The organism is Castellaniella sp., from assembly GCF_049651205.1.
Lineage (GTDB): Bacteria > Pseudomonadota > Gammaproteobacteria > Burkholderiales > Burkholderiaceae_B > Castellaniella.
Genome location: NZ_JBASBR010000004.1, coordinates 350,296 through 369,927 on the forward strand (window position 1 = coordinate 350,296; position 19,632 = coordinate 369,927).

Genomic DNA, 19,632 nt, shown 5'->3' on the forward strand with positions numbered 1-19,632 from the left:
GAGGCTACGCCCACACCGGCCGCTTATGCCTCTATCGGGCACCCACTATGAAACCGGAACTCAGGATCGGGCGACAACACTAGGTGTTGCTCAAGTGTCCGGATTTTTTCAATCGAACGCGCAACATCCGCTGCCTCGCCAAAGCGTTGGGCGAAATCCAGATAGCGTAGATAATGCCGAGCCTCGGATTGCAACAAGCCCGCGTAAAACGTGGCCAGCCCATCCTCAAGGTGAGGCACCAGTGCGGCAAAGCGCTCGCAGGAGCGGGCCTCGATAAAGGCGCCCACAATCAAGGTGTCGACCAGCTTGGCGGGATCATGTGTGCGCACTGCAGCGCGCAGGCCCGCCGCATACCGGCTGGGCGTCAGGGGCCGCAAGGCCACCCCACGCTGCTTGATGATCCGCAGCACTTGCTCGTAGTGCACCAGCTCTTCGCGCGCCAGCTTGGATAAAGCCGTGGCAAGGGCTGGGTCGTCGCCATAGCGGGCGATCACACTCATGGCCGCCGCGGCCGCTTTTAGCTCGCAATTGCGATGATCCAGCAACAGCACATCCAACTGCGTCAGGGCGGTCCGCACCCAGGCATCAGGTGTGGAACAGCCCAGGAAGGCCAGAAGGTCGGCAGGGATCAGCGAGGCAGCGAATGGGTCAGACATTAAACAAAAAATTCATCACGTCGCCATCCTTGACCACGTAATCCTTGCCCTCGGCGCGCATTTTCCCGGCCTCTTTGGCGCCGTGCTCGCCCTGGCAGGCGATGAAGTCTTCAAAACTGATGGTTTGCGCACGGATAAAGCCACGCTCGAAATCCGTGTGAATCACCCCCGCAGCCTGAGGCGCCGTGGCGCCCACCGGGATGGTCCAGGCGCGCACCTCTTTGACGCCGGCGGTGAAATACGTTTGCAGCCCAAGCAGCTGGTAACCAGCACGGACCACGCGATCGAGCCCGGGCTCTGTCATGCCCATGTCTTCCAGGAACACGCTCTTGTCGTCCTCGTCCAGATCGGCGATCTCGGCTTCGATGGCAGCACACACGGCCACCACCGGCGCGTTCTCGGCTGCAGCGTAATCCTGCACAGCATTGAGATGAGGATTGTTCTTGAAGCCATCGTCGCGCACGTTGGCAACATACATGGCACGCTTGGCAGTAATAAAGCAGTATCCCCGGATTGCGGCCTGCTCGTCTTCGTCCAGGCCCAGGCTGCGCACCGACTTGCCGGCATCCAGTGCGGCCACGATGCGCTCAAGCAGGGCCACCAGGCGGATGGCTTCTTTATCCCCGGAGTTGGCCAGTTTGCGATTCTTTTGCAGGATCTTGTCGGCGGTGGCAAGATCAGCCAGGGCGAGTTCGGTGTTGATGACTTCGATGTCGGACACCGGATTGACCCGGCCCGCCACGTGGATCACGTTCTCGTCCTCGAAGCAGCGCACCACGTGCACAATGGCATCGGTTTCGCGGATATTGGCCAGAAACTGGTTGCCCAGGCCCTCGCCTTTGGACGCCCCGGCCACCAAGCCGGCGATGTCTACGAACTCGACCACAGCAGGCAGGATGCGCTCGGGACTAACGATAGCGGCCAGCTGTGCCAGCCGGTGATCCGGCACCTCGACCACCCCCACATTGGGTTCGATGGTGCAAAAGGGGTAGTTCTCTGCGGCAATGCCGGCTTTTGTCAGGGCGTTGAACAGAGTGGATTTGCCGACGTTGGGCAGGCCAACGATGCCGCATTGCAGTGCCATGGGGATCCTGAAGAAAAATGAAGGAAAATCAGGCCGCTATTGTAGCCCGGCTGCCAAAATCGGGCCGAGGCGTGCCGACGGCCTAGTAAGTAGCCAGCTGGGGCGCAAAGTGCAGCAAAATCCCGATGAGCAGCAAGGGCCCGCCATTGAAAATGGCGTGCAGCAGCATCGAAGTACCCACCCCACGCCTGACGCGTATCCAGCCCAGCACCAGGCCGGTAACCCACTGTGGCAACACCAACAGGGGCAGCAAAACCAGATTCATGGCGGTCATGCGGAAGTTGTACAGATGCACGGCGGCAAACGCCAGGGCCACCAGATGGAACAGGCCCGGATAATATCGGCCAAACGCCCGCCTGGCACGCCAGGACGCAGCCCAGCCCTTGCGCCAGCGATGCTGTTGTGGATACCACTGCGGCGCCAGGGCCAGCAGGCACGCCAGGCCAGCCAGCAGGATGGACGTAGGCCCCGGGCCCTGCACCAAAATAGCCACCATCAGTGGCACAAACCACCAGATCATGGCAGGCCGGCGCAGCACGTACCTGAAGGTGAGTTCTTCGATGATGGGCGCCCAGATGAAGGCAGTAAGCCAGGGCAAGTTGTGGAGATCAAGACGATGTTGCGCACCGCTGGCCTGTGCGGCAGACAGCGCCAGGGGCGCAAACACCACAAGATTGACTGTCCAGAGCAACACCGCCCAGTGCAGCAGGCGCCACCACGGCGCATTGATACGAAAATCGGCCCACACCCCATTGCCGGCATGATGCCCCGGCAGCCGCGGGCCTGGCCGTGGCCGCACCAGAAACCGTAAGAAATCGACAATTTCTTCGCCCATCGTAGGCAAATTTTCTGGCCGCCTGAACCCTCGCATCCCCGCCTACCTTGTGGCTACCCGATGAAATGCATCATGCCAGCCCGGCAAAAAATCCGCCACGCGCATTTTCCCTCCCTTGTCACCCGCCATGATTGCCCTGGTGCAGGTGCTCGGTGACACGATCAAACTGCCCGTCCAGCAAACCGGGCAACTCGACACGGCAGCGGCGAATGACTTCGTTGATCCCGGGCATGTCATCCTGGCGCGGGGGGTGCAGCACAAAATTGATAACCGATTGCGCCAGGCCCAGGCTGCGCGGATGGCCAATACCGATGCGCAGCCGCCAGAACTTGGGGGTACCCAGCACCGACTGGATATCGCGCAAACCATTGTGGCCCGCATGACCCCCGCCACATTTAAGCTTGACGGCACCTGGCAGGAGATCCATTTCGTCATGCAATACCAGGATTTCTTCGGGCTGCAATTTGTAGAAGCGCGCCAATGCGCCCACCGCCTGCCCTGATTTGTTCATGAAGGTGGTGGGTTTGGCGAGGATCACGGCCTGGCCCGCATGACGAGCCCGCGCCACCCAGGCAAAAAACGATTTATCCAGCGCAAAGCTGGCGTGCAGGTCGTCGGCGAAGTGATCGGCCAGCCAAAAGCCGGCATTGTGGCGCGTGGTTTCGTATTCGGGACCGGGGTTGCCCAGACCCACGATGAGACGGATGGGCGCAGTCATGGTGTGGCCAAAAAAGAGTATGGAGCCAAAAAGGCCTCATGATACGACAAACCCCCGACTGTCTGACGACAGGCGGGGGCTGATGATCATGGTGCGATGACACCCACGGGGCCGGCAAGCCGGCCTTGCGTGGGTACAGCCAGATTACTCGGCTGCCGGGGCTTCCGGAGCGTCGCTGGCGGAGGCATCATCGGCTGCCGCACCCTTGGGTGCAGAGGCCTGGGCCAGCAACGGGTTGACGTCGTCGCCGTGCGGCACGTATTTGACGCCGATCGGCAAGGTGATGTCGGCCAGGTGCAAGCGGGCATTACCCACCATGCCACCAAGATCAACTTCGACGAACTTGGGCAGGTTGGCAGGCAAGCAGGTGATATCGAGCTCGGACGGGCCGTGGGTGATGACCTGTCCTGCCAGCTTGACGGCCGGGCTTTGATCGGCATTGAGATAGTGCACGGGCACCTTGGTGCTGACCGCCTGCGATGCATCTACGCGCTGAAAATCGACGTGCAACACCAGCGCTTTGTACGGGTGCCACTGAACCGCGCGCACCAGCACGGGCTCGGTTTTGCCGTCCAGCACCATATCGAGGATGGAGGCGTGGAATTCTTCTTTGTTCAGGGCGTGGTAGATCTCGTTGTGATCGAGTTCGATATTGGCGGGGGCAGACTTGCCACCATAAACAATGGCAGGCACCCGACCGGCGTGGCGCAGGCGGCGGCTCGCACTCGAACCCTGGACGCTACGTGAAGTGGCGGTAAATTTCATGGAAAACTCCAAAATCGGGGCCCGCAGGCCCCATCAAAACAGCAGCGCAAGCTGCGTTAACCCCCGCCGCGACCAGCGGGGGGTGAAAAAAATCAATCGGCAAACAGCGAACTGACGGATTCGGCTGTGGCGATGCGCAAAATGGTTTCACCCAATAAGGAGGCGCAGGACAGCTGACGAATCTTGCTGCAATTGCGGGCAGTCTCGGACAGCGGGATGGTGTCGGTGACGACCACTTCGTCGAGCGCGGACTCTTGAATGCGTTTGACGGCTTCGCCAGAGAGCACCGGATGGGTGCAATAGGCGTACACCAGACCCGCACCACGGTCTTTAAGCGCTTGTGCCGCCTTGCACAGCGTGCCTGCAGTGTCGACCATGTCGTCCATGATGAGGCAGGTGCGGCCGTTGACGTCGCCGATGATGTTCATGACTTCTGACACATTGGCGCGCGGGCGGCGCTTGTCGATGATGGCCAGATCGGACTCGAGCTGCTTGGCCAGGGCACGCGCCCGCACCACGCCACCGATATCAGGCGACACCACCACCAGGTTCTGGAAATTGCGGCTCCAGATATCACCCAGCAAAATAGGGCCGGCATAGATGTTGTCGACAGGGATATCGAAGAACCCCTGGATCTGATCTGCGTGCAGATCCATCATCATGATGCGGTCGACGCCCACAGACTGGAGCATGTTGGCCACTACCTTGGCGGAGATGGACACGCGGGCGGAACGCGGACGACGGTCTTGGCGGGCATAGCCAAAATACGGGATGGCTGCCGTGATGTTGCGAGCCGAAGCACGGCGCAGGGCATCAACCATCACCATGATTTCCATGAGATTGTCGTTGGTGGGTGCACAGGTGGGCTGCAACACAAAAACGTCTTTGCCACGCACGTTTTCGTTGATTTCGACCATGACTTCGCCGTCTGAAAACCGGCCAACTGTCATTTTGCCCAGTGACATATCCAGATGATTCACCACATCGACAGCCAGGCGAGGATTGGCTGTTCCGGTAAAAATCATGAATCTGTCTTGTGTCATGGTATCGAACCAGTGGTGTCAAATGACAAGGCTGTTGACCAGTGCCCGGCGGGACCGACTCAACAGCCTGAAACAAATGTCTGAAATGGAAGTATGGCTGGGGAAGAAGGATTCGAACCTTCGCATGCTGGAATCAAAATCCAGTGCCTTAACCAGCTTGGCGATTCCCCAGCAGTATTAATCCACTACCCAACCCCGAAGCGGATGATCATCAAGCCCCTGGCAAACCCAGGTGTTTTCGATCGCCACATCAGGCAGGTTGTTTATTTTACCGATTATCCGGTTTTGCTGCATCCGGGCTTGCCGGACATCAGAAAACGGCGCAAACAGACAAGAACCCGAGCCAGTCATTCGGGCGTCAAGCCCCGCATCATGCATTGCCACAAGAACCCTGGCAATCATGGGGTGGTGCCGACACGCGACAGGCTGAAGATCGTTGCAGCCAAATAGGCTGCTATGACGTGTTTGCCAATCAGCAAAGACCGAGATTTTTACCGATTCTGAATCTCTTGTCAAATCAGGATCCCGAAAAATGCCAACTGTGTCGGTATGCACCTTTGGGCGTACCACCCAATACGCCTGGGGCGGCATCGACAAAGGATGGAGGTCTTCGCCAATGCCCTGCGCAAAGGCATTCTGGCCAAACACAAACACCGGCACATCCGCCCCCAGGGGCAGCGCCAGACGCAGGAGGGCGGTGCGATCAAGCCCTGTACCCCAGAGACGGTTAAGTGCCAGCAGGGTCGTGGCCGCATCGCTTGAGCCGCCACCCAGGCCACCACCGGCAGGGATACTTTTTTGGTAACGGATGCGGGCTCCGTACGATGTGCCCGTAGCCTGCTGCAGGCGCAAGGCAGCCCTCAAGACCAGATCCTGCTCGGCCGCCAGACCCACCAGGCCCTCGCCCTCCCGGACAACCCGGCCGTCCGAGGTACGCTCAAAAAACAACTTGTCCTGCAGATCGATAAAGCGAAAGGCAGTCTGCAACAGGTGGTAGCCATCCGCACGGCGCCCGGTGACATGCAAGAACAGGTTGAGCTTGGCGGGTGCCGGGACGTCGTATAGCGCAGTGGCCGGCGCGCGGGCGGCCAAACGGGGGCTGACAGGGGATGGATCGGGATGGCCGGACACAGACTTAATCGCGACCCATCACCAGTTGCAAACGCCACTGGCCTTGGTCGTCATGACGCGACAAACGCACCCGCAAGGGCCCTTGTGCATCGTAATCAGACAGCTGTACCTGCCAGCCATCTTGCTGGAAAGCCTGCAGACGGCCCTGGGGGTCGCGCTGTACCTGTTGCACTGGATGGTTGGGCGTGGTGCGGCCCTGAATCCAGCTGCGCAGGCCCGACACGGGCATGGGATGCCCCCACACCTGCGTCAGCAGTGCATCCGGAGATGGTGCGGATTCGCTGCTGCCGTCTGCGCGCTGAAGCACGGCGCGCTGCGGTGTGACATGAATACGGGCCAGCACGCTGCCCAGCGGATTGCTGAGATCCAGCTGCAAGGTATCGCGACTATCACGCCAGGAGAACCCACCCTGGGCGGCATAAGGGCTTTGCGCCACGGGCTGCAAATTGACAGCAAACCGGCCGATGCGATCAAAGGCCGACCCTGTCCCCTGAATATGGGCCGGTGTGGCGCAACCCGCAAGCCACATCACAAAACCCAGCGCCAGTGCTCCGCGCAATGCGCGCAAAAAAGAAAACAGTGTCATGGCAGCTTGACTCCAAGACGGTGCAAGGTGTCCTGAAGCGCAGCATTGTCGGGATCAGAGCGCAGGCCTTCTGCCCAGATACGCCGGGCCTCTGCACGACGATTGAGCATCCAGAGCGTTTCGCCCAGATGCGCGGCGACATCAGCAGCCTGCAGTTGATCATAGGAGCGGCGCAGGTACTCAAGCGCGCCTTGATAGTCGCGCGTACGAAACAGATACCAGCCCACACTATCCAGGATATAGGCGTTGTCCGGATCCAGATCGAGGGCTCGCTCGAGGAGGTCGCGCGCCTCGGGCAGATTGCGATTGGCCTCGACATAGGTGTAGCCCAGCGAGTTATACGCATTGGCGTTGTCCGGCTCAAGCTCGATGACACGCCGCATCAGGGCTTCGAACTCTGCCGTTTTACCCTGCGCATGCAGCAGCATCCCGAGGTCGTACTTGATCTCTGAGGTATCAGGCATTTCGAGGTCGGCGGCTTTCAGGACATCGACAGCCTCGTCGGTGCGCCCGGCATCCCGGTAAATAGATGCAAGCGTCAGCTGCACCACAGCACGTTCGCGACGATCCACGGGCTTGATGGCATCCAATACGGCCCGGGCCTGGGCAAGATTGCCCAGCTTGCCATACAGCACGGCGATATGTGTCTGCGCCTGGAACCGCAGGGAAGGCTCGTCGATGGACTGCAACTGGCGAATAGCCTCTTTGAGGTTTCCCTCGCGCTCGGCAATCCGCACCAGCAGCAAACGCGCGTCCGAAACATCGGCCTGCGCTGTACTGGCACCATCGGCCACACTCTTGCGGCGCTGCTGCTGAATCAGGATGTATTCATTAAGCAAGCCCCTGGCTGCCTCGTAGCGCCCTGCCCGGGCGTTGACTTCGGCCTCGGTATAGAGAAGATCAAAATCTTCGGGGGTGCGTTGGCGCATCTCGCCCAACTGCCGAAGGGCTTCGTCAAACTGCCCCTGCGAAGTCAGCCGGCTGACCAGCAGTAGCTGCAGGGAGCGCTGATCCGGGTGCTTGGCCAGATAGGCGTAAGTATCCCCCAGCGCCTGGCGGGGTTCTACCCGCAAGCCATACTCCAGGATGCGTTGCGCCGCATCCGGAGAATCCGGATCCAGGGCCTGGCCCTGATAGGCCTCGTTTACGGCACGGCGCGGCTCGCCTGCCGCCCAGGCGGCATCCGACAAGGCCAGATGGGCCAGTGAGGAGGTTTTGACAACATCAACCAGAGCTTTATCGAGCACATCCAGGGCCAGGCGCTTGTCGGTCATTTTGGAAACGATACCAGCCGCTTGCACGATCGCCCCGTCTTTATCGTCGGCCACCGCGATGCGGCGCGCCAGCGTGTGGGCCAGACCATCCGTTTGGCCACTGGATGCAGACAGCGCCAGCGAGGCGGCCACCGCCTCAGGATTATTGGGGTCGAGTGTGGCCCACTGACGTGCGGCTTGTAGCGCAAGCGCCAGGTTGCGGCCAGTCATGGCCATCTGAAAGGCACGCTGCCCAAGGCGCGGATCGAGTGTGTCTCGCGCCAGACCAAGAAGCTCTTGGGCAGAATCGTTATAGTTTCCCTGCTGGGCTGAGAGCTCGGCCACCAGAATGCGAAACAAAAGATCTGGGGTAAGCGAGACGTCGGGGGGTTCGCCTGCGCGCAGCCGGATGGTTTCGACGGACTCTGCAGGGCTAGGCAGATTGGCTGCCCAAGCAGTATCCTGCGCAGCAGCCAAGGCCAGCACCACGGGTAATACGGAAGCGGAGAGTCTCATCAGCGGTAACCAGGGCCGCAACGCGAGAAACGCCCGCGTCTGGTGGCAAAATTGCTTCATCGAAAGAGGATCTTATCACCCCGCCATGCCTGAACTGCCAGAAGTCGAAACCACACGTCGCGGAATCGCCACGGTTATGCCGGGGCGCACCCTGCGGCAACTGATAGTCCACGAAAGCCGCCTGCGCTGGCCCATCCCGCCGGATCTGCCGGGTCTCCTGGAAAACCGCACCGTGCTGGCCTGCGAGCGCCGCGGCAAGTATCTGCTGATCCGCTTTGAACACGGCACCCAGATTGTTCATCTGGGAATGTCGGGGTCTTTGCGCCGTGTGCCGCTGGATGAGCCCTTGCGCAAACATGACCACGTGGAATGGTGCTTTGATGATGCCCGGTTTTTGCTGCACGACCCCCGCCGCTTTGGCGCGGTGCTGTGGCATCCTGAAACCGACGGCCCACTGGCACAACACCCTTTGCTGGCAAATCTGGGCATCGAACCCTTTGACCCAGGCTTTACCCCCGAGCGACTGCACGCAGGGCTGCAGGGACGCAGGCAAGCGATCAAGCCCCTGCTGCTGGCGGGCAAGATCGTGGTGGGCGTGGGCAACATCTACGCATCAGAGTCTTTGTTTCTGGCAGGAATCGACCCACGCACACCGGGCAGCCGGATTTCGCGCCCCAAAAGCGTACGGCTGCATGCCGCCATCCAGACGACACTAACCCAGGCCCTGGACGCCGGTGGCAGTACCCTGCGTGACTATGTCAATGCCCAAGGCACCCCGGGCGCCTACTTTACATTGCACGCAGCGGTGTACGAGCACCAGAACCAGCCCTGCCCACGCTGTGGCAGCCTGATCCGCCGCATTATCCAGGGGCAGCGTGCCACGTACTTTTGCCCGGGTTGCCAAAAACGCTGACCCTACCCACCCGGCACACCGCGACGACAGCCCGCTGGATGATTATTGAGCCTGCAAGACCTTGCCGGGGTTGAACATGCCCTGAGGATCCAGGGCGGCCTTGATCTGGTGCATCAGCGCCATCTCGACGGGATCCTTGAACTGAGGCAAGGCATCGCGCTTGAGCTGCCCCACCCCATGCTCGGCACTGATCGACCCACCCACGGCATGGACGCGCGCATGCACCAGCGCATAGACGTCATCCTGGCGGGCCAGCAGCTGGCCTTCGGCCCAATCGGCGCCGCGTGCGACGTTGTAATGCAGGTTGCCATCGCCGAGATGCCCGAAAATGACATGACGGATGCCAGGAAATGCTGCCTGCAGGGCGGCATTGGTTTGTTCGACAAACTCGGCCATCCGGGATACCGGGATGGATACATCGTGCTTGATGCTTTTGCCGGATTCTTTTTCGGCCAGCGGGATGCTTTCGCGCAGATGCCACAAGGCATGACTTTGCGCCATGGACTCTGCAATGACGGCATCCTGCACCACACCCGCTTCAAGGGCCTCGCCGATGACAACTTCGAAACGCTCGCGCGCATGGGCTTCAGACTCGCTGTCGGAGAGCTCGAGCAAGGCAAACCAGGGCAGTTGGGCCGAAGCACCTTCGAAGGGAATCCGCTGCTGCGGAAAGCAGCGGGCCACCTCCTGCAGACAGTTGCCTGCCATGAGCTCGAAGCCGGTAAGTGCCGGCCCCAGGCCTGCCCGCGCCCGCGCCAGCATGTCGATGGCGGCGGCGATTGAATCCAGCGCCAACAAAGCCGTGCAACGCGCCACCGGTAAGGGATGCAGTTTGAGTGTGGCGGCCGTGATGACCCCAAGCGTGCCCTCGCTACCGATGAACAGATCGCGTAGATCGTAGCCCGTGTTGTCTTTGCGCAGGCCCCGCAGGCCGTGCCAGATTTCGCCCTGAGCAGTGACGACCTCCAGCCCCAGTGTGAGCTCGCGCATATTGCCGTAGCGCAACACCTGCGTGCCACCGGCATTGGTGGCAAGATTGCCGCCAATGGTGCAGCTGCCTTCGGCAGCCAGACTAAGCGGAAACAGGCGCCCGGCCTCGCGGGCCGCCTGCTGCACCGACTGCAAAATGCAGCCGGCTTCGACATCCATGGTGTCGTTTTCGGTATCGATGCCGCGCACGCGATTGAGCCGCTGCAATGACAAAATAACGGCCTGGCCTGAGTTGTCAGGGGTAGCGCCACCACACAAGCCGGTATTGCCACCCTGGGGGATCACTGGAATGCCCGCTTGTGCGCAATAGCGCACAACGGCTGCGACTTCATCGGTGCTGCCCGGCCGCACCACGGCGCGGGCACGGCCACGGTAGCGCTCACGCCAATCAACCTCAAAGGCCTCCGCGTCTGCGCCTGTCAGAACCTGCGAAGCACCCACCAGCGCCTGCAACTCGACCAGATGATCCATGTTTTGCCAATCCCTAAACCATGTCCGGAAGCTGCCATTGTAATCGGCGATAATAGGGTTGTTTGCCGCTGGCCACCCACAGAGGCCTTGTCATCAGGGTGTACCTTTGGTCGTCAGCGCCTGTCTGTTCATCTCGAGAACCGCCGTGACCCCTGCCCTACCTGCCTCCGTCTTCAAAGCATACGATATCCGCGGAACCGTCCCGGATCAGCTCAATGATGTGTTTGCCTACAATCTGGGGCTGGCCCTGGCGGCCCAGGCACACCTCGAAAACGTCACCCGGCTGGTGGTGGGCCACGACGGCCGGCTCAGCAGCCCGTCACTGTCGCAGTCCTTGCAAGCCGGCCTGCACGCCGGCGGCATCCACACCACCGATCTCGGGCTGGTGCACACCCCCCTGGTCTATTTTGCAGCCCACGTCGATGGTTGCGGCTCAGGGGTGGCTATCACGGGCAGCCATAATCCGCCCGACTACAACGGCTTCAAACTGATGATGGCCGGGCGCACCCTGCATGGCGCAGACATCCAGGCCCTGCATAACCGTATGGTCAATATCCAGGCCCCCGCCAACATGGCAAGCGGCCAGGCACACAAGCAAGATCTTGTTGATACCTACATCCAGCGTATCTGCCAGGATGTCCGGCTGAAACGGCCCATGCATATTGCCATCGACTGCGGCAATGGCGTAGGCGCCGTGGCGGCTGGGGCCCTATACCGAGCCCTGGGCTGCACCGTCGACGAGCTCTTCTGCACCGTCGACGGGCATTTTCCCAATCACCACCCGGATCCCGCCGAGCCAGCAAACCTGCAAGACCTGATCCACCACGTGCAAAGCACCGATTGCGAGCTGGGCCTGGCCTTTGACGGCGATGCCGACCGGCTGGGTGTCGTCACCCGCTCGGGCGAAATCATCTGGCCCGATCGCCAGATGGTGTTGTTTGCCCGCGATATTTTGCAGCGCCAGCCTGGTGCATCCATTATTTACGACGTCAAATGCAGCCGCCATCTGGGCCAGGCCATCCGCCAGGCCGGCGGGGTGCCGCTGATGTCGCAAACCGGCCATTCCCTGATCAAGGCGCGGCTGGCAGAAACCGGCGCCCCACTGGCCGGCGAAATGAGCGGCCACCTGTTTTTCAAGGAACGCTGGTTTGGCTTTGACGACGGCCTGTATGCAGGCGCACGGCTACTGGAGATTTTGTCTGCCAGCAACAACCCCAGCCAGTTGCTGGAATCCCTGCCACAGGGGCTCTCCACACCCGAGCTCAAGCTGGCCATGAACGAAGGCGAACCGCATCCCTTTGTCAAACGTCTGCAAACCGAAGGGCAGTTTCCCACAGCCATCGACCGCATCACCATCGACGGCATCCGCGCCGAGTACCCCGACGGCTTCGGCCTGGCACGGGCATCCAACACCACTCCGGTGGTGGTGCTGCGCTTCGAGGGCGACACCCCCGAAGCCCTGTCACGCATCCAAAACGAGTTTCGCACCGCGATTGACGCCCTGCTGCCAGGGTGCAAGCTGCCGTTTTAAACCCTCAGGCCAGCGCCTCATACACATCCAGATGCGCCTGGACGATGGTTTGCAGGCCAAAATCACGCTCGGCCAAATCGCGCCCGGCAGCCCCCATGCGCTCGCGCAATTCGGGGTTGGCCGCCAAACGTTGCACCGCATCAGCCAGGGCCTGCGCATCGCGGGCCGGCACCAGCAATCCAGTAACGCCGGGCTCGATGGCATCCCGACAACCCGGCACGTCGGTTGTCACAATGGGCCGGCCGCAAGCGGCGGCTTCGATCAGGGATTTGGGCAAGCCCTCGCGATAGGAAGGCAGCGTGACGATATGCGCAGCACCATAAAAAGCGGCCACATCCGTGCACTCGCCTACGTAGTCGATCACGCCTTCGGCCTGCCAGGCCTGCAGTTCATGCGCACCGACAGACGCGGGATTCTCGGGATCCAGGCTGCCAGCCAGCCGCCAGCGCAGCCCGTCACCTCGGGACATCGACAGACGCGCGGCGTCGACAAACTCGCGCACACCTTTGTCGTGCAACAGGCGGGTGGCCATGGCAATGGTAACCGGGCCATCGGGCCAGGGCGTTGGCGAAAATTTTTCCAGATCCACCCCGGAGCCCCGCACCATGACAACCTGCTCTGGCCGCACCGCATGGGCATCCAGCAAGACGTCGCGATCAGCTGCGTTTTGAAAGATCACCCTGCTGCGGCGCTGTCCCAGCGCCAAGCGATAGAGCAATAACGCCAGCCGTTTAAGCAGGTGCCGCGACCCTGAGCCCTGAATAAACACATATCCAAGGCCGGAAATCGCGGCCACCAGGGCGGGCACCCCGGCCAGGCGGCTGGCGATACCACCGTACAGCACGGATTTCAGGGTAACGACATGAACGAGATCGGGTCGCAGATTACGAAACAAACGCCAGATCGCCCACAAGCTGCGGGCTTCTGTCCAGGGCCGCATGCTGGTGCGCGAGAGCGGCAACTGATGATGCGTAAGCCCTAATGTCTGTAGCTGCGCCACTGCCGGGCCGCCCATCGAGGCGACATGCACCTCGTAGCCAGCCGCTTGGGCCGCCAGGGCAACGGGCAGGCGATGCGACACCAGGAAAGCGGGGTTGGTGATGAAAAACAGCAGGCGCCGGGGCCGCCCCGAGCCCTCAACCGAGGACGCAGTGGTGGCATGTGAGGCCCCTGCGGCAGAAGATGTCGAAGCCGTGTGTCCCGCCTGCACGGTGGCTGACGGTGCCCAAGCAGCAGGCCGTGCACCGGGCGCATTGGGAAAATCCGCCGCCAGGCGATGCCACACCACGTGGTAACGATCCACCATGGCTTCGAGGCTGAAGCGCTGCGCCACCGACTGGCGTGCGTGGGTCTGTTGCTGCACCCATTGCGGCTGGCGTACCGCCTGCACGGCCTGATCAATGGCATCGGCCAGTGCGACAGGGTTTTGCGGGGCAGCCACCCAGCCATCTTCCGCCACGATGGCAGCCGCATCGCCCACGTCGGTGACCACGCAAGCCACCCCCGAGGCCATGGCCTCGGCAACCACATTGGGAAACCCCTCAGCCTTGCTGGAGAGCACATGGATATCCAGAGCAGGCATCAAGGCTGGCACGTCGTCCCGGCGTCCAAGGAATACCAGTTGATCCAGGACCCCATACTGGCGCGCCAAAGCGACCAGATCCGCATTGTCTCGAGACATGCCCAGGCCAACCAGCACGCAGTGCAGACCGGCCTGCCGGCCTTGCAGCAATGCCAGTGCAGCCAACAAATTATGGTGATCTTTAAGCGGATTCCAGCGGGCCACACACCCCAGCAGGACGCTGTCTTGCGGCACCTGCCATTGTTCGCGCCAGGCCTGGCGCGCGGATTCATCTGGGTGCCAGCGTGAAAGATCATAGCCATTGGGGATGACCAGCACGCGATCCGCCCGGTATCCCCAGCCACAATGCACTTCGGCGGCGCGGCGCGCGCACATAACAATGACACCGGGCACCCAGCCAGACAGGCGAGCACAAAACCACGCGGTAATCCGTGAAGAACGGCTGCTTTCAGCCAAGCTGACACCCGAGTTGCGCACTCCCCAGGCCACGGCACGGATCCCAGCCAGACGGGCCAGCACGCCACCAATGAGGTCGGCGTGATACATCCAGGTTTGCACCACATCGGGGCGGCGCTGACGCAAAAGCCGATACAGCCGCCACAGGCCGCGAATCGACCCGGCAAGCCCCTGCATGTCCAAAGAGATGACTTCGATACCGGCATCCCGCAGTGTGCCCCCCATCACGCCTTCACCCCGCATCGAGACAACCGTGTGTCGGACACCGGCTTGAGGTGCCGTCACCAGACGCTGCAGGACGGTTTCCGCCCCGCCATGCAGCAGCCCGGAGATGATATGCATCACCTGCAAGGTGACTGGGCCTGAGGCGGATGCTTGCGCCTCATCCACGGGATGAGCCTCGGTGTGAGCCGGCTGGGGTTCACGTATCATTGTGGTTTCCATGATCGGTATTTGGGGTCGCGTGCTTACCCTCTGGTATTGCGCTTGGGGTCCAAAGTGCATCCCACGCCTGCAAAATGGCCGGCAAGCCATAGCGTGCGCGCACCGAGGCCGCCGCCTGTTGGCCGCTGGCCGTCCGTTGTGCCGGAGAGGCCTGCATCTGCAGCCGCAATGCAGCCACCAGCGCAGTGTCATCGTCCAGCGGCACCAGTGTGGCTACGGCGCCTTCCTGCGTCAACTCGGCTGGCCCCGACGGACAATCCAGCGCCACACAGGGCAAACCCAGGGCCATGGCCTCAAGCAAGGCATTGGGAAACCCCTCGACGCGAGAACTCAGCACAAACACATGGGCTGTCAGCAAATCTTGCCAGGGTGTCGTGCTGAAACCCGGTAACTGCACCCGCCCAGAGAGGCCAAGGTCATCCACTTGAGCCTGGCAGGCCTGGCGTTGAGCCCCATCCCCCCAGATGCATAAATCCCAATCGGGAAACTGGGGGGCCAAGGTGGCAAACACTGCAATCAGGCGATCAAATTGCTTGACCGGATTAAAACGCCCTAGCGCCACCAACCGAAATCGCGGACCAGCAGGCTCTGTCTGCCGCGCCGGCGGCAACCCTTGTGGCAGGGGATTGGGAATCACCTGAATGCGACGCACCCGGGGGGCCACTTGTTTCAAATGCCCGCTGGCAGCGGCAGTTTGTACAACGACCTGATGTGCCCACGGATAACTCAGGCGGCGCAAATAACGCAAAGCAGGCTCGAGGTTGACGCTATAAGCAGGATCGGTGCGCTCGCTGACCACCACGGGCAGTTGCAGGCCACGGCTGGCCAGTAAAGTGGAGACATTGACGTTGGTCAGAAAAGAGAGCACCCGATTGGGTTGCAACCGACGGGCCAGGCGGCGCAGGGCCAGAAGCTTGCTGATGGGCCTGAAGAGTGCCGGCCCGCGCAGCTGATCGGCCAGCCACAGCAGCTTGACGCGATCATCCAGCGGCTGCAGGCAAATACCGCGCCCGGAATAACAACACACCAGAGTCACACGGTCTCCGCGTGCCACCCAGGCATTGGCCAGTGTAGCCGCCACGCGCTCTGCGCCACCGCCATGCATCGAGCTGACCAAAAACAGGGTGTGCATTCAGTTCACCTTTTCGCCCTCGAAGACCTGCTCCCACAAGGCCATGATACGGGCTGTCGAGAAACGGTCGCGGACATCCGTGGCACGGCTGGCCAACCGGCTGCGCAATGCGGGATCGGACATCAGTTGCCCCAGATGCCCTGCCAGGGCTTCGGCATCCTGCACCGGGCGTACCAGCACGCCATCGATACCTTCGCGAATAATTTCGCGTGGCCCAGTATCACAATCGAAGGCGATACAAGGCAAGCCACTAGCCATGGCCTCCAGCAAGGTGTTGGACAGGCCCTCGGCCTGGGAGCTGAGCACATAAACATCGGTAGCGGCATACCAGGCTGCCATATTGCCTACGCGCCCAGGCAACTGTACCCGATCGGCCAGGTCCAGTTCGTCACGCAAGGATTCAAGCGCAGCGCGCTCTGGCCCCTCGCCCAAAATCGTAAGATCCCACTCGGGGTAGACGCGCGCCAGCTGGGCAAAGGCCCGCAGCAAACAATCAAAGCCCTTGACGGGATGCAAGCGTCCAACGGCCAGGAGGCGCAGACGCCCGGGCACCTGAGGGGGCACCACACGGGGCTCCTCATCCGCCAGTGGCCAGTGCACTGCATTGGGGATCACCTGCGCCTGTACCCCGGGCAGATGGGCACCCAGCCAGTCGGCCGTGCCGCGCGTCAGGGCCACCACGGCATCCGCCTGCGGGTACGTGCGTTGCCGCAACTTCTGCCAGGCTTGCGGCAGGCGCTGGATGGGCGGATGCGTGTGTTCGGTGGCGATAATGCGGCAACCTGCCCCGCGCCCCGCCATCACCGCCATCACCGAACCGCGCGTCATCATCCCCAGGACAACATCCGGGCGATGACGACGAATCAGCCGGCGCAAGGCCCAGTAGCGGCGCCAGTTGCCCCAGGCAGCAGCCACCATCCCGCGACTGTTGGCGGCCAGTCCCAGCGCGTAGCGAACCACCCCTTCGGGGATCGGATAGGCATCCTGATCCGCAGTGGTTTGCGTCACCAAGGCCACGCGACATCCCCGTGCCTGCCAATAGGCAGCCATATCCACCGCCACGCGTTCGGCCCCGCCGCCGCGCAGAGAGTGAATCACAATCATCAAATCAATCTGGGTCTGTTTCATTATCCGGGTTTCTCTTGGAGCGCCGCGGCGTGCCGGCCACAGGCGCAGCCCGCAGTGCCAGCACCAAATACGCCGTATACGACAGCGCATACATGGCACTGGTGGCCAGCATGATACCGGCCACGCCCATCCGGGGGGCCAGCACGGTGTTGAGGAATGCCTTGAGCAGAAAATTAAGGACGGCAATTGCCGCCATCCACCGGTATCGGTTCTGGCTGGCCAGCAACTGCACCAAAATCAGCACACCAAAGAAAAACGGCAGCTGCAGCAAGCCCCAGCGCAGTACATGAGCCACGGCCTGCGTATCCTGTGCGCCAAAGGCCCCGCGCTCAAACAGCACCGACACTAGCCAGGGTGCCAGCCACCAGCCCAGCACAACCACCACTGCCCCGATCACCAGCATCACCGCCGACCATTTCAGTGCCATGGCGCGCGCGTGCGCGGCATCGCCCCTGCCCTGGATGTCGGCCAGCACAGGCAAGGCGGCACGACCCACCGACGCGGCTCCCAGGCCTATCATCAGGGACAGCAGGCGGGCGGCATACCCCAGCGTGGCATTGGCGTTCTGGCCCAGCTGGGCAGCCGTGTATTGGTCGATTGGGCCAACAAAGCTCATTGCCAATTGTCCAATCAGCATGATGCCGGCTGCCGCCGCGAGGGTAGACCATTGCGGCGCCTGCTGGCTCAGATGCAGCGGCGTTGACACGGCATCAGCCCGCTGCGCCAGGAGCCGCTGGAAGAACGCCTGCAAGGCGTAACCCAGCAGGGTTCCCCATAGCAGGGGCATCACCCCTGCACCGGCGGGCGCTGCCAGCACCCAGAGCAAAATCATCAGGGCGGGCAGGCTATCGAGCAGTGTATTGATATGCCGCTCGTGCGCCCGTAACCGGGCGGCACTCAGGCCGGTGGTGATAGTGAACAAGGCGGCGGGCGCAAAGCCCAAAATCAGCAGCTGGCTCATGCCCTGAACATTTGCCGACAACCCTTGGCCGGCAATCTCCAGCACCCAGGGCCAGGCAAGCACCAGCACAAGCGCAAGCAGCAGCCCCAGCGCCAGTGCCCAGGCCTGAAGCTCGCCCAAGAAACGGCCATGCTGATGCGTAGAACCACGGCGGCTGCGCACCAGCGCAGGAATCAACACCACAGAAAACGCGCCCACCAGGGTAACGGGCAGCCAATTAGCCAGTGTCAGGGTGAACTGATAGGCATCGACCACGTCGCTGATGCCATAACGGTAAGCAACGGCCATCTCCTTGAAGGCACCCACCGCCTTGCCCATCAGGAGAAAAAATGCAACCCGTGCCGCCCCCAGCGCGATCCGCCGGTGATCGGCGTGCAGGGCCGCCAGCCGGCGCATCAAAAAGGACATCAGCGCAGAAACTGGATGTACCAGGGCATGGCGATCTCCAGACCGCTCAGGATGTCGTAGCGGGGCTCGTAGCCCAGCAGGCTATACGCCTTGCTGACATCCGCCTGCGAATGACGGACGTCACCGGCGCGAAAATCACCATAGCGGGGCTCTCGTGCATAAGCCACCCCGTTGCGCCCGAGCGTATCGCGCAGGTAGGCAAACAGCTGATTAAGGCTGGTACGGGCGTTGAAAGCCACGTTGTACACCTGATTGACCCCCTCGGCGCCCGCCAGAGAAGCCAGCAAATTGGCCTGCACCACGTTATCGATATAGCAGAAGTCGCGGCTGGTCTCGCCATCGCCGTTGATCACAACTTCTTCGTTGCGGATCATGGCAGACACCCACTTGGGAATGACCGCAGCATAGGCGCCGTCTGGATCCTGACGTTGCCCGAACACATTGAAATACCGCAGACCCACGGCCTGAAACCCATAGGCCCGGGCAAATACATCGGCGTAGAGTTCGTTGACCAGCTTGGTAACCGCATAGGGGGACAAAGGCTTGCCAATCCGATCCTCGACCTTGGGCAAGCCTGGATGGTCGCCATAGGTAGAGCTGGAAGCGGCATAGACAAACGACTGCACCTGGGCATCACGCGCAGCCAGCAGCATATTGAGCTGGCCGCCCACGTTGACGGCATTGGTGGTGAGGGGGTCTTTCAGGCTGCGCGGTACAGATCCCAGCGCCGCTTGATGCAGGACATGCTGCACGCCTTCTACTGCCTGACGGCAGGTTTCCAGCTCGCGGATGTCTCCCTCGATGAAACGAAACCGCTCCCACTGGGCCGGCGTGACGCGCGACTGCACTTCGTCGAGATTGTGCTGGTAACCCGTGGAGAAGTTATCCAGCCCCACCACGGTTTGATCCAGCGTCAGCAGCGCCTGAAGCAGATTGGAGCCAATAAAGCCGGCGCAGCCAGTGACCAGCCAGGTGTGCGGCTTGGCCTGCAGCTCGGCCTGCACCGTCTCAAAACGGGTTGTCATGACG

At 61.7% G+C, this 19,632-nt stretch carries 17 protein-coding genes, 1 tRNA gene and 1 pseudogene; 2 read left to right on the forward strand and 17 right to left on the reverse strand.

The features are described from left to right. Window positions 1-23: 23 nt before the first annotated feature. From WA928_RS02740 to WA928_RS02785, 10 genes are all read right to left on the reverse strand, one after another. Window positions 24-656: a tRNA-(ms[2]io[6]A)-hydroxylase gene (locus tag WA928_RS02740; protein WP_424299199.1), complete on the reverse strand. Its 633-nt coding sequence runs from the start codon at window positions 654-656 to the stop codon at window positions 24-26. Next, the gene (gene ychF / locus WA928_RS02745) at window positions 649-1,740 is read right to left on the reverse strand and encodes a redox-regulated ATPase YchF (RefSeq protein ID WP_350379744.1); all 1,092 of its coding nucleotides are present in this window, start codon (window positions 1,738-1,740) and stop codon (window positions 649-651) included. The genes WA928_RS02740 and ychF overlap by 8 nt, the downstream gene beginning before the upstream one ends. 82 nt (window positions 1,741-1,822) lie before the next feature. Continuing rightward, entirely contained in the window at window positions 1,823-2,575 is a 753-nt protein-coding gene (locus WA928_RS02750; protein WP_424299203.1) for a type II CAAX prenyl endopeptidase Rce1 family protein, read from the reverse strand. Between the two features lie 118 nt (window positions 2,576-2,693). Continuing rightward, window positions 2,694-3,293, reverse strand: a complete 600-nt coding sequence (pth, locus tag WA928_RS02755) for an aminoacyl-tRNA hydrolase (protein WP_424299205.1) — start codon at window positions 3,291-3,293, stop codon at window positions 2,694-2,696. Window positions 3,294-3,437: 144 nt separating this feature from the next. Further along, window positions 3,438-4,058 (reverse strand): 50S ribosomal protein L25/general stress protein Ctc, encoded by a 621-nt coding sequence (locus WA928_RS02760; RefSeq protein WP_424299208.1) that lies wholly within the window; start codon window positions 4,056-4,058, stop codon window positions 3,438-3,440. A 92-nt stretch (window positions 4,059-4,150) separates the two neighbouring features. Then, window positions 4,151-5,101 (reverse strand): ribose-phosphate pyrophosphokinase, encoded by a 951-nt coding sequence (locus WA928_RS02765; RefSeq protein WP_350379754.1) that lies wholly within the window; start codon window positions 5,099-5,101, stop codon window positions 4,151-4,153. Between the two features lie 94 nt (window positions 5,102-5,195). Further along, window positions 5,196-5,272 (reverse strand) — tRNA-Gln (locus tag WA928_RS02770). A gap of 6 nt (window positions 5,273-5,278) precedes the next feature. Beyond that, the gene (gene ispE / locus WA928_RS02775) at window positions 5,279-6,193 is read right to left on the reverse strand and encodes a 4-(cytidine 5'-diphospho)-2-C-methyl-D-erythritol kinase (protein WP_424299604.1); all 915 of its coding nucleotides are present in this window, start codon (window positions 6,191-6,193) and stop codon (window positions 5,279-5,281) included. A gap of 43 nt (window positions 6,194-6,236) precedes the next feature. Beyond that, window positions 6,237-6,818, reverse strand: a complete 582-nt coding sequence (locus tag WA928_RS02780) for an outer membrane lipoprotein LolB (protein WP_424299211.1) — start codon at window positions 6,816-6,818, stop codon at window positions 6,237-6,239. Then, window positions 6,815-8,587 (reverse strand): tetratricopeptide repeat protein, encoded by a 1,773-nt coding sequence (locus WA928_RS02785; RefSeq protein WP_424299214.1) that lies wholly within the window; start codon window positions 8,585-8,587, stop codon window positions 6,815-6,817. Before WA928_RS02785 ends, WA928_RS02780 begins: the two co-directional genes overlap by 4 nt. A gap of 85 nt (window positions 8,588-8,672) precedes the next feature. Between WA928_RS02785 and mutM the strand changes: the two genes are divergently transcribed. After that, on the forward strand, window positions 8,673-9,500 hold the full coding sequence (mutM, locus tag WA928_RS02790; protein ID WP_424299217.1) for a bifunctional DNA-formamidopyrimidine glycosylase/DNA-(apurinic or apyrimidinic site) lyase: 828 nt from the start codon (window positions 8,673-8,675) through the stop codon (window positions 9,498-9,500). A 42-nt stretch (window positions 9,501-9,542) separates the two neighbouring features. Here mutM and WA928_RS02795 read toward each other — a convergent pair whose 3' ends face one another. Beyond that, a complete protein-coding gene (locus WA928_RS02795) occupies window positions 9,543-10,961 on the reverse strand; it encodes an FAD-binding oxidoreductase (RefSeq protein WP_424299220.1) in 1,419 nt (472 codons plus the stop codon). Between the two features lie 145 nt (window positions 10,962-11,106). Between WA928_RS02795 and WA928_RS02800 the strand changes: the two genes are divergently transcribed. Continuing rightward, on the forward strand, window positions 11,107-12,492 hold the full coding sequence (locus tag WA928_RS02800; protein ID WP_424299223.1) for a phosphomannomutase/phosphoglucomutase: 1,386 nt from the start codon (window positions 11,107-11,109) through the stop codon (window positions 12,490-12,492). Window positions 12,493-12,496: 4 nt separating this feature from the next. Here WA928_RS02800 and WA928_RS02805 read toward each other — a convergent pair whose 3' ends face one another. From WA928_RS02805 to WA928_RS02830, 6 genes and pseudogenes are all read right to left on the reverse strand, one after another. Beyond that, window positions 12,497-13,606 (reverse strand): glycosyltransferase family 4 protein, encoded by a 1,110-nt coding sequence (locus WA928_RS02805; protein ID WP_424299606.1) that lies wholly within the window; start codon window positions 13,604-13,606, stop codon window positions 12,497-12,499. Window positions 13,607-13,936: 330 nt separating this feature from the next. Further along, a pseudogene (locus tag WA928_RS02810) lies at window positions 13,937-15,064 on the reverse strand (glycosyltransferase); the annotation flags it as partial. Continuing rightward, entirely contained in the window at window positions 14,952-16,106 is a 1,155-nt protein-coding gene (locus WA928_RS02815) for a glycosyltransferase family 4 protein (protein WP_424299225.1), read from the reverse strand. The gene WA928_RS02815 and the pseudogene WA928_RS02810, both read right to left, overlap by 113 nt. Then, on the reverse strand, window positions 16,107-17,234 hold the full coding sequence (locus tag WA928_RS02820) for a glycosyltransferase family 4 protein (protein ID WP_424299228.1): 1,128 nt from the start codon (window positions 17,232-17,234) through the stop codon (window positions 16,107-16,109). Then, window positions 17,215-18,603 carry a murein biosynthesis integral membrane protein MurJ gene (gene murJ / locus WA928_RS02825; RefSeq protein WP_417275928.1) on the reverse strand — a complete coding sequence of 463 codons (1,389 nt, stop codon included), beginning with the start codon at window positions 18,601-18,603 and terminating at the stop codon, window positions 17,215-17,217. Before murJ ends, WA928_RS02820 begins: the two co-directional genes overlap by 20 nt. Continuing rightward, entirely contained in the window at window positions 18,603-19,628 is a 1,026-nt protein-coding gene (locus WA928_RS02830) for an SDR family oxidoreductase (protein WP_417275927.1), read from the reverse strand. The genes murJ and WA928_RS02830 overlap by 1 nt, the downstream gene beginning before the upstream one ends. Between the last annotated feature and the right edge of the window lie 4 nt (window positions 19,629-19,632).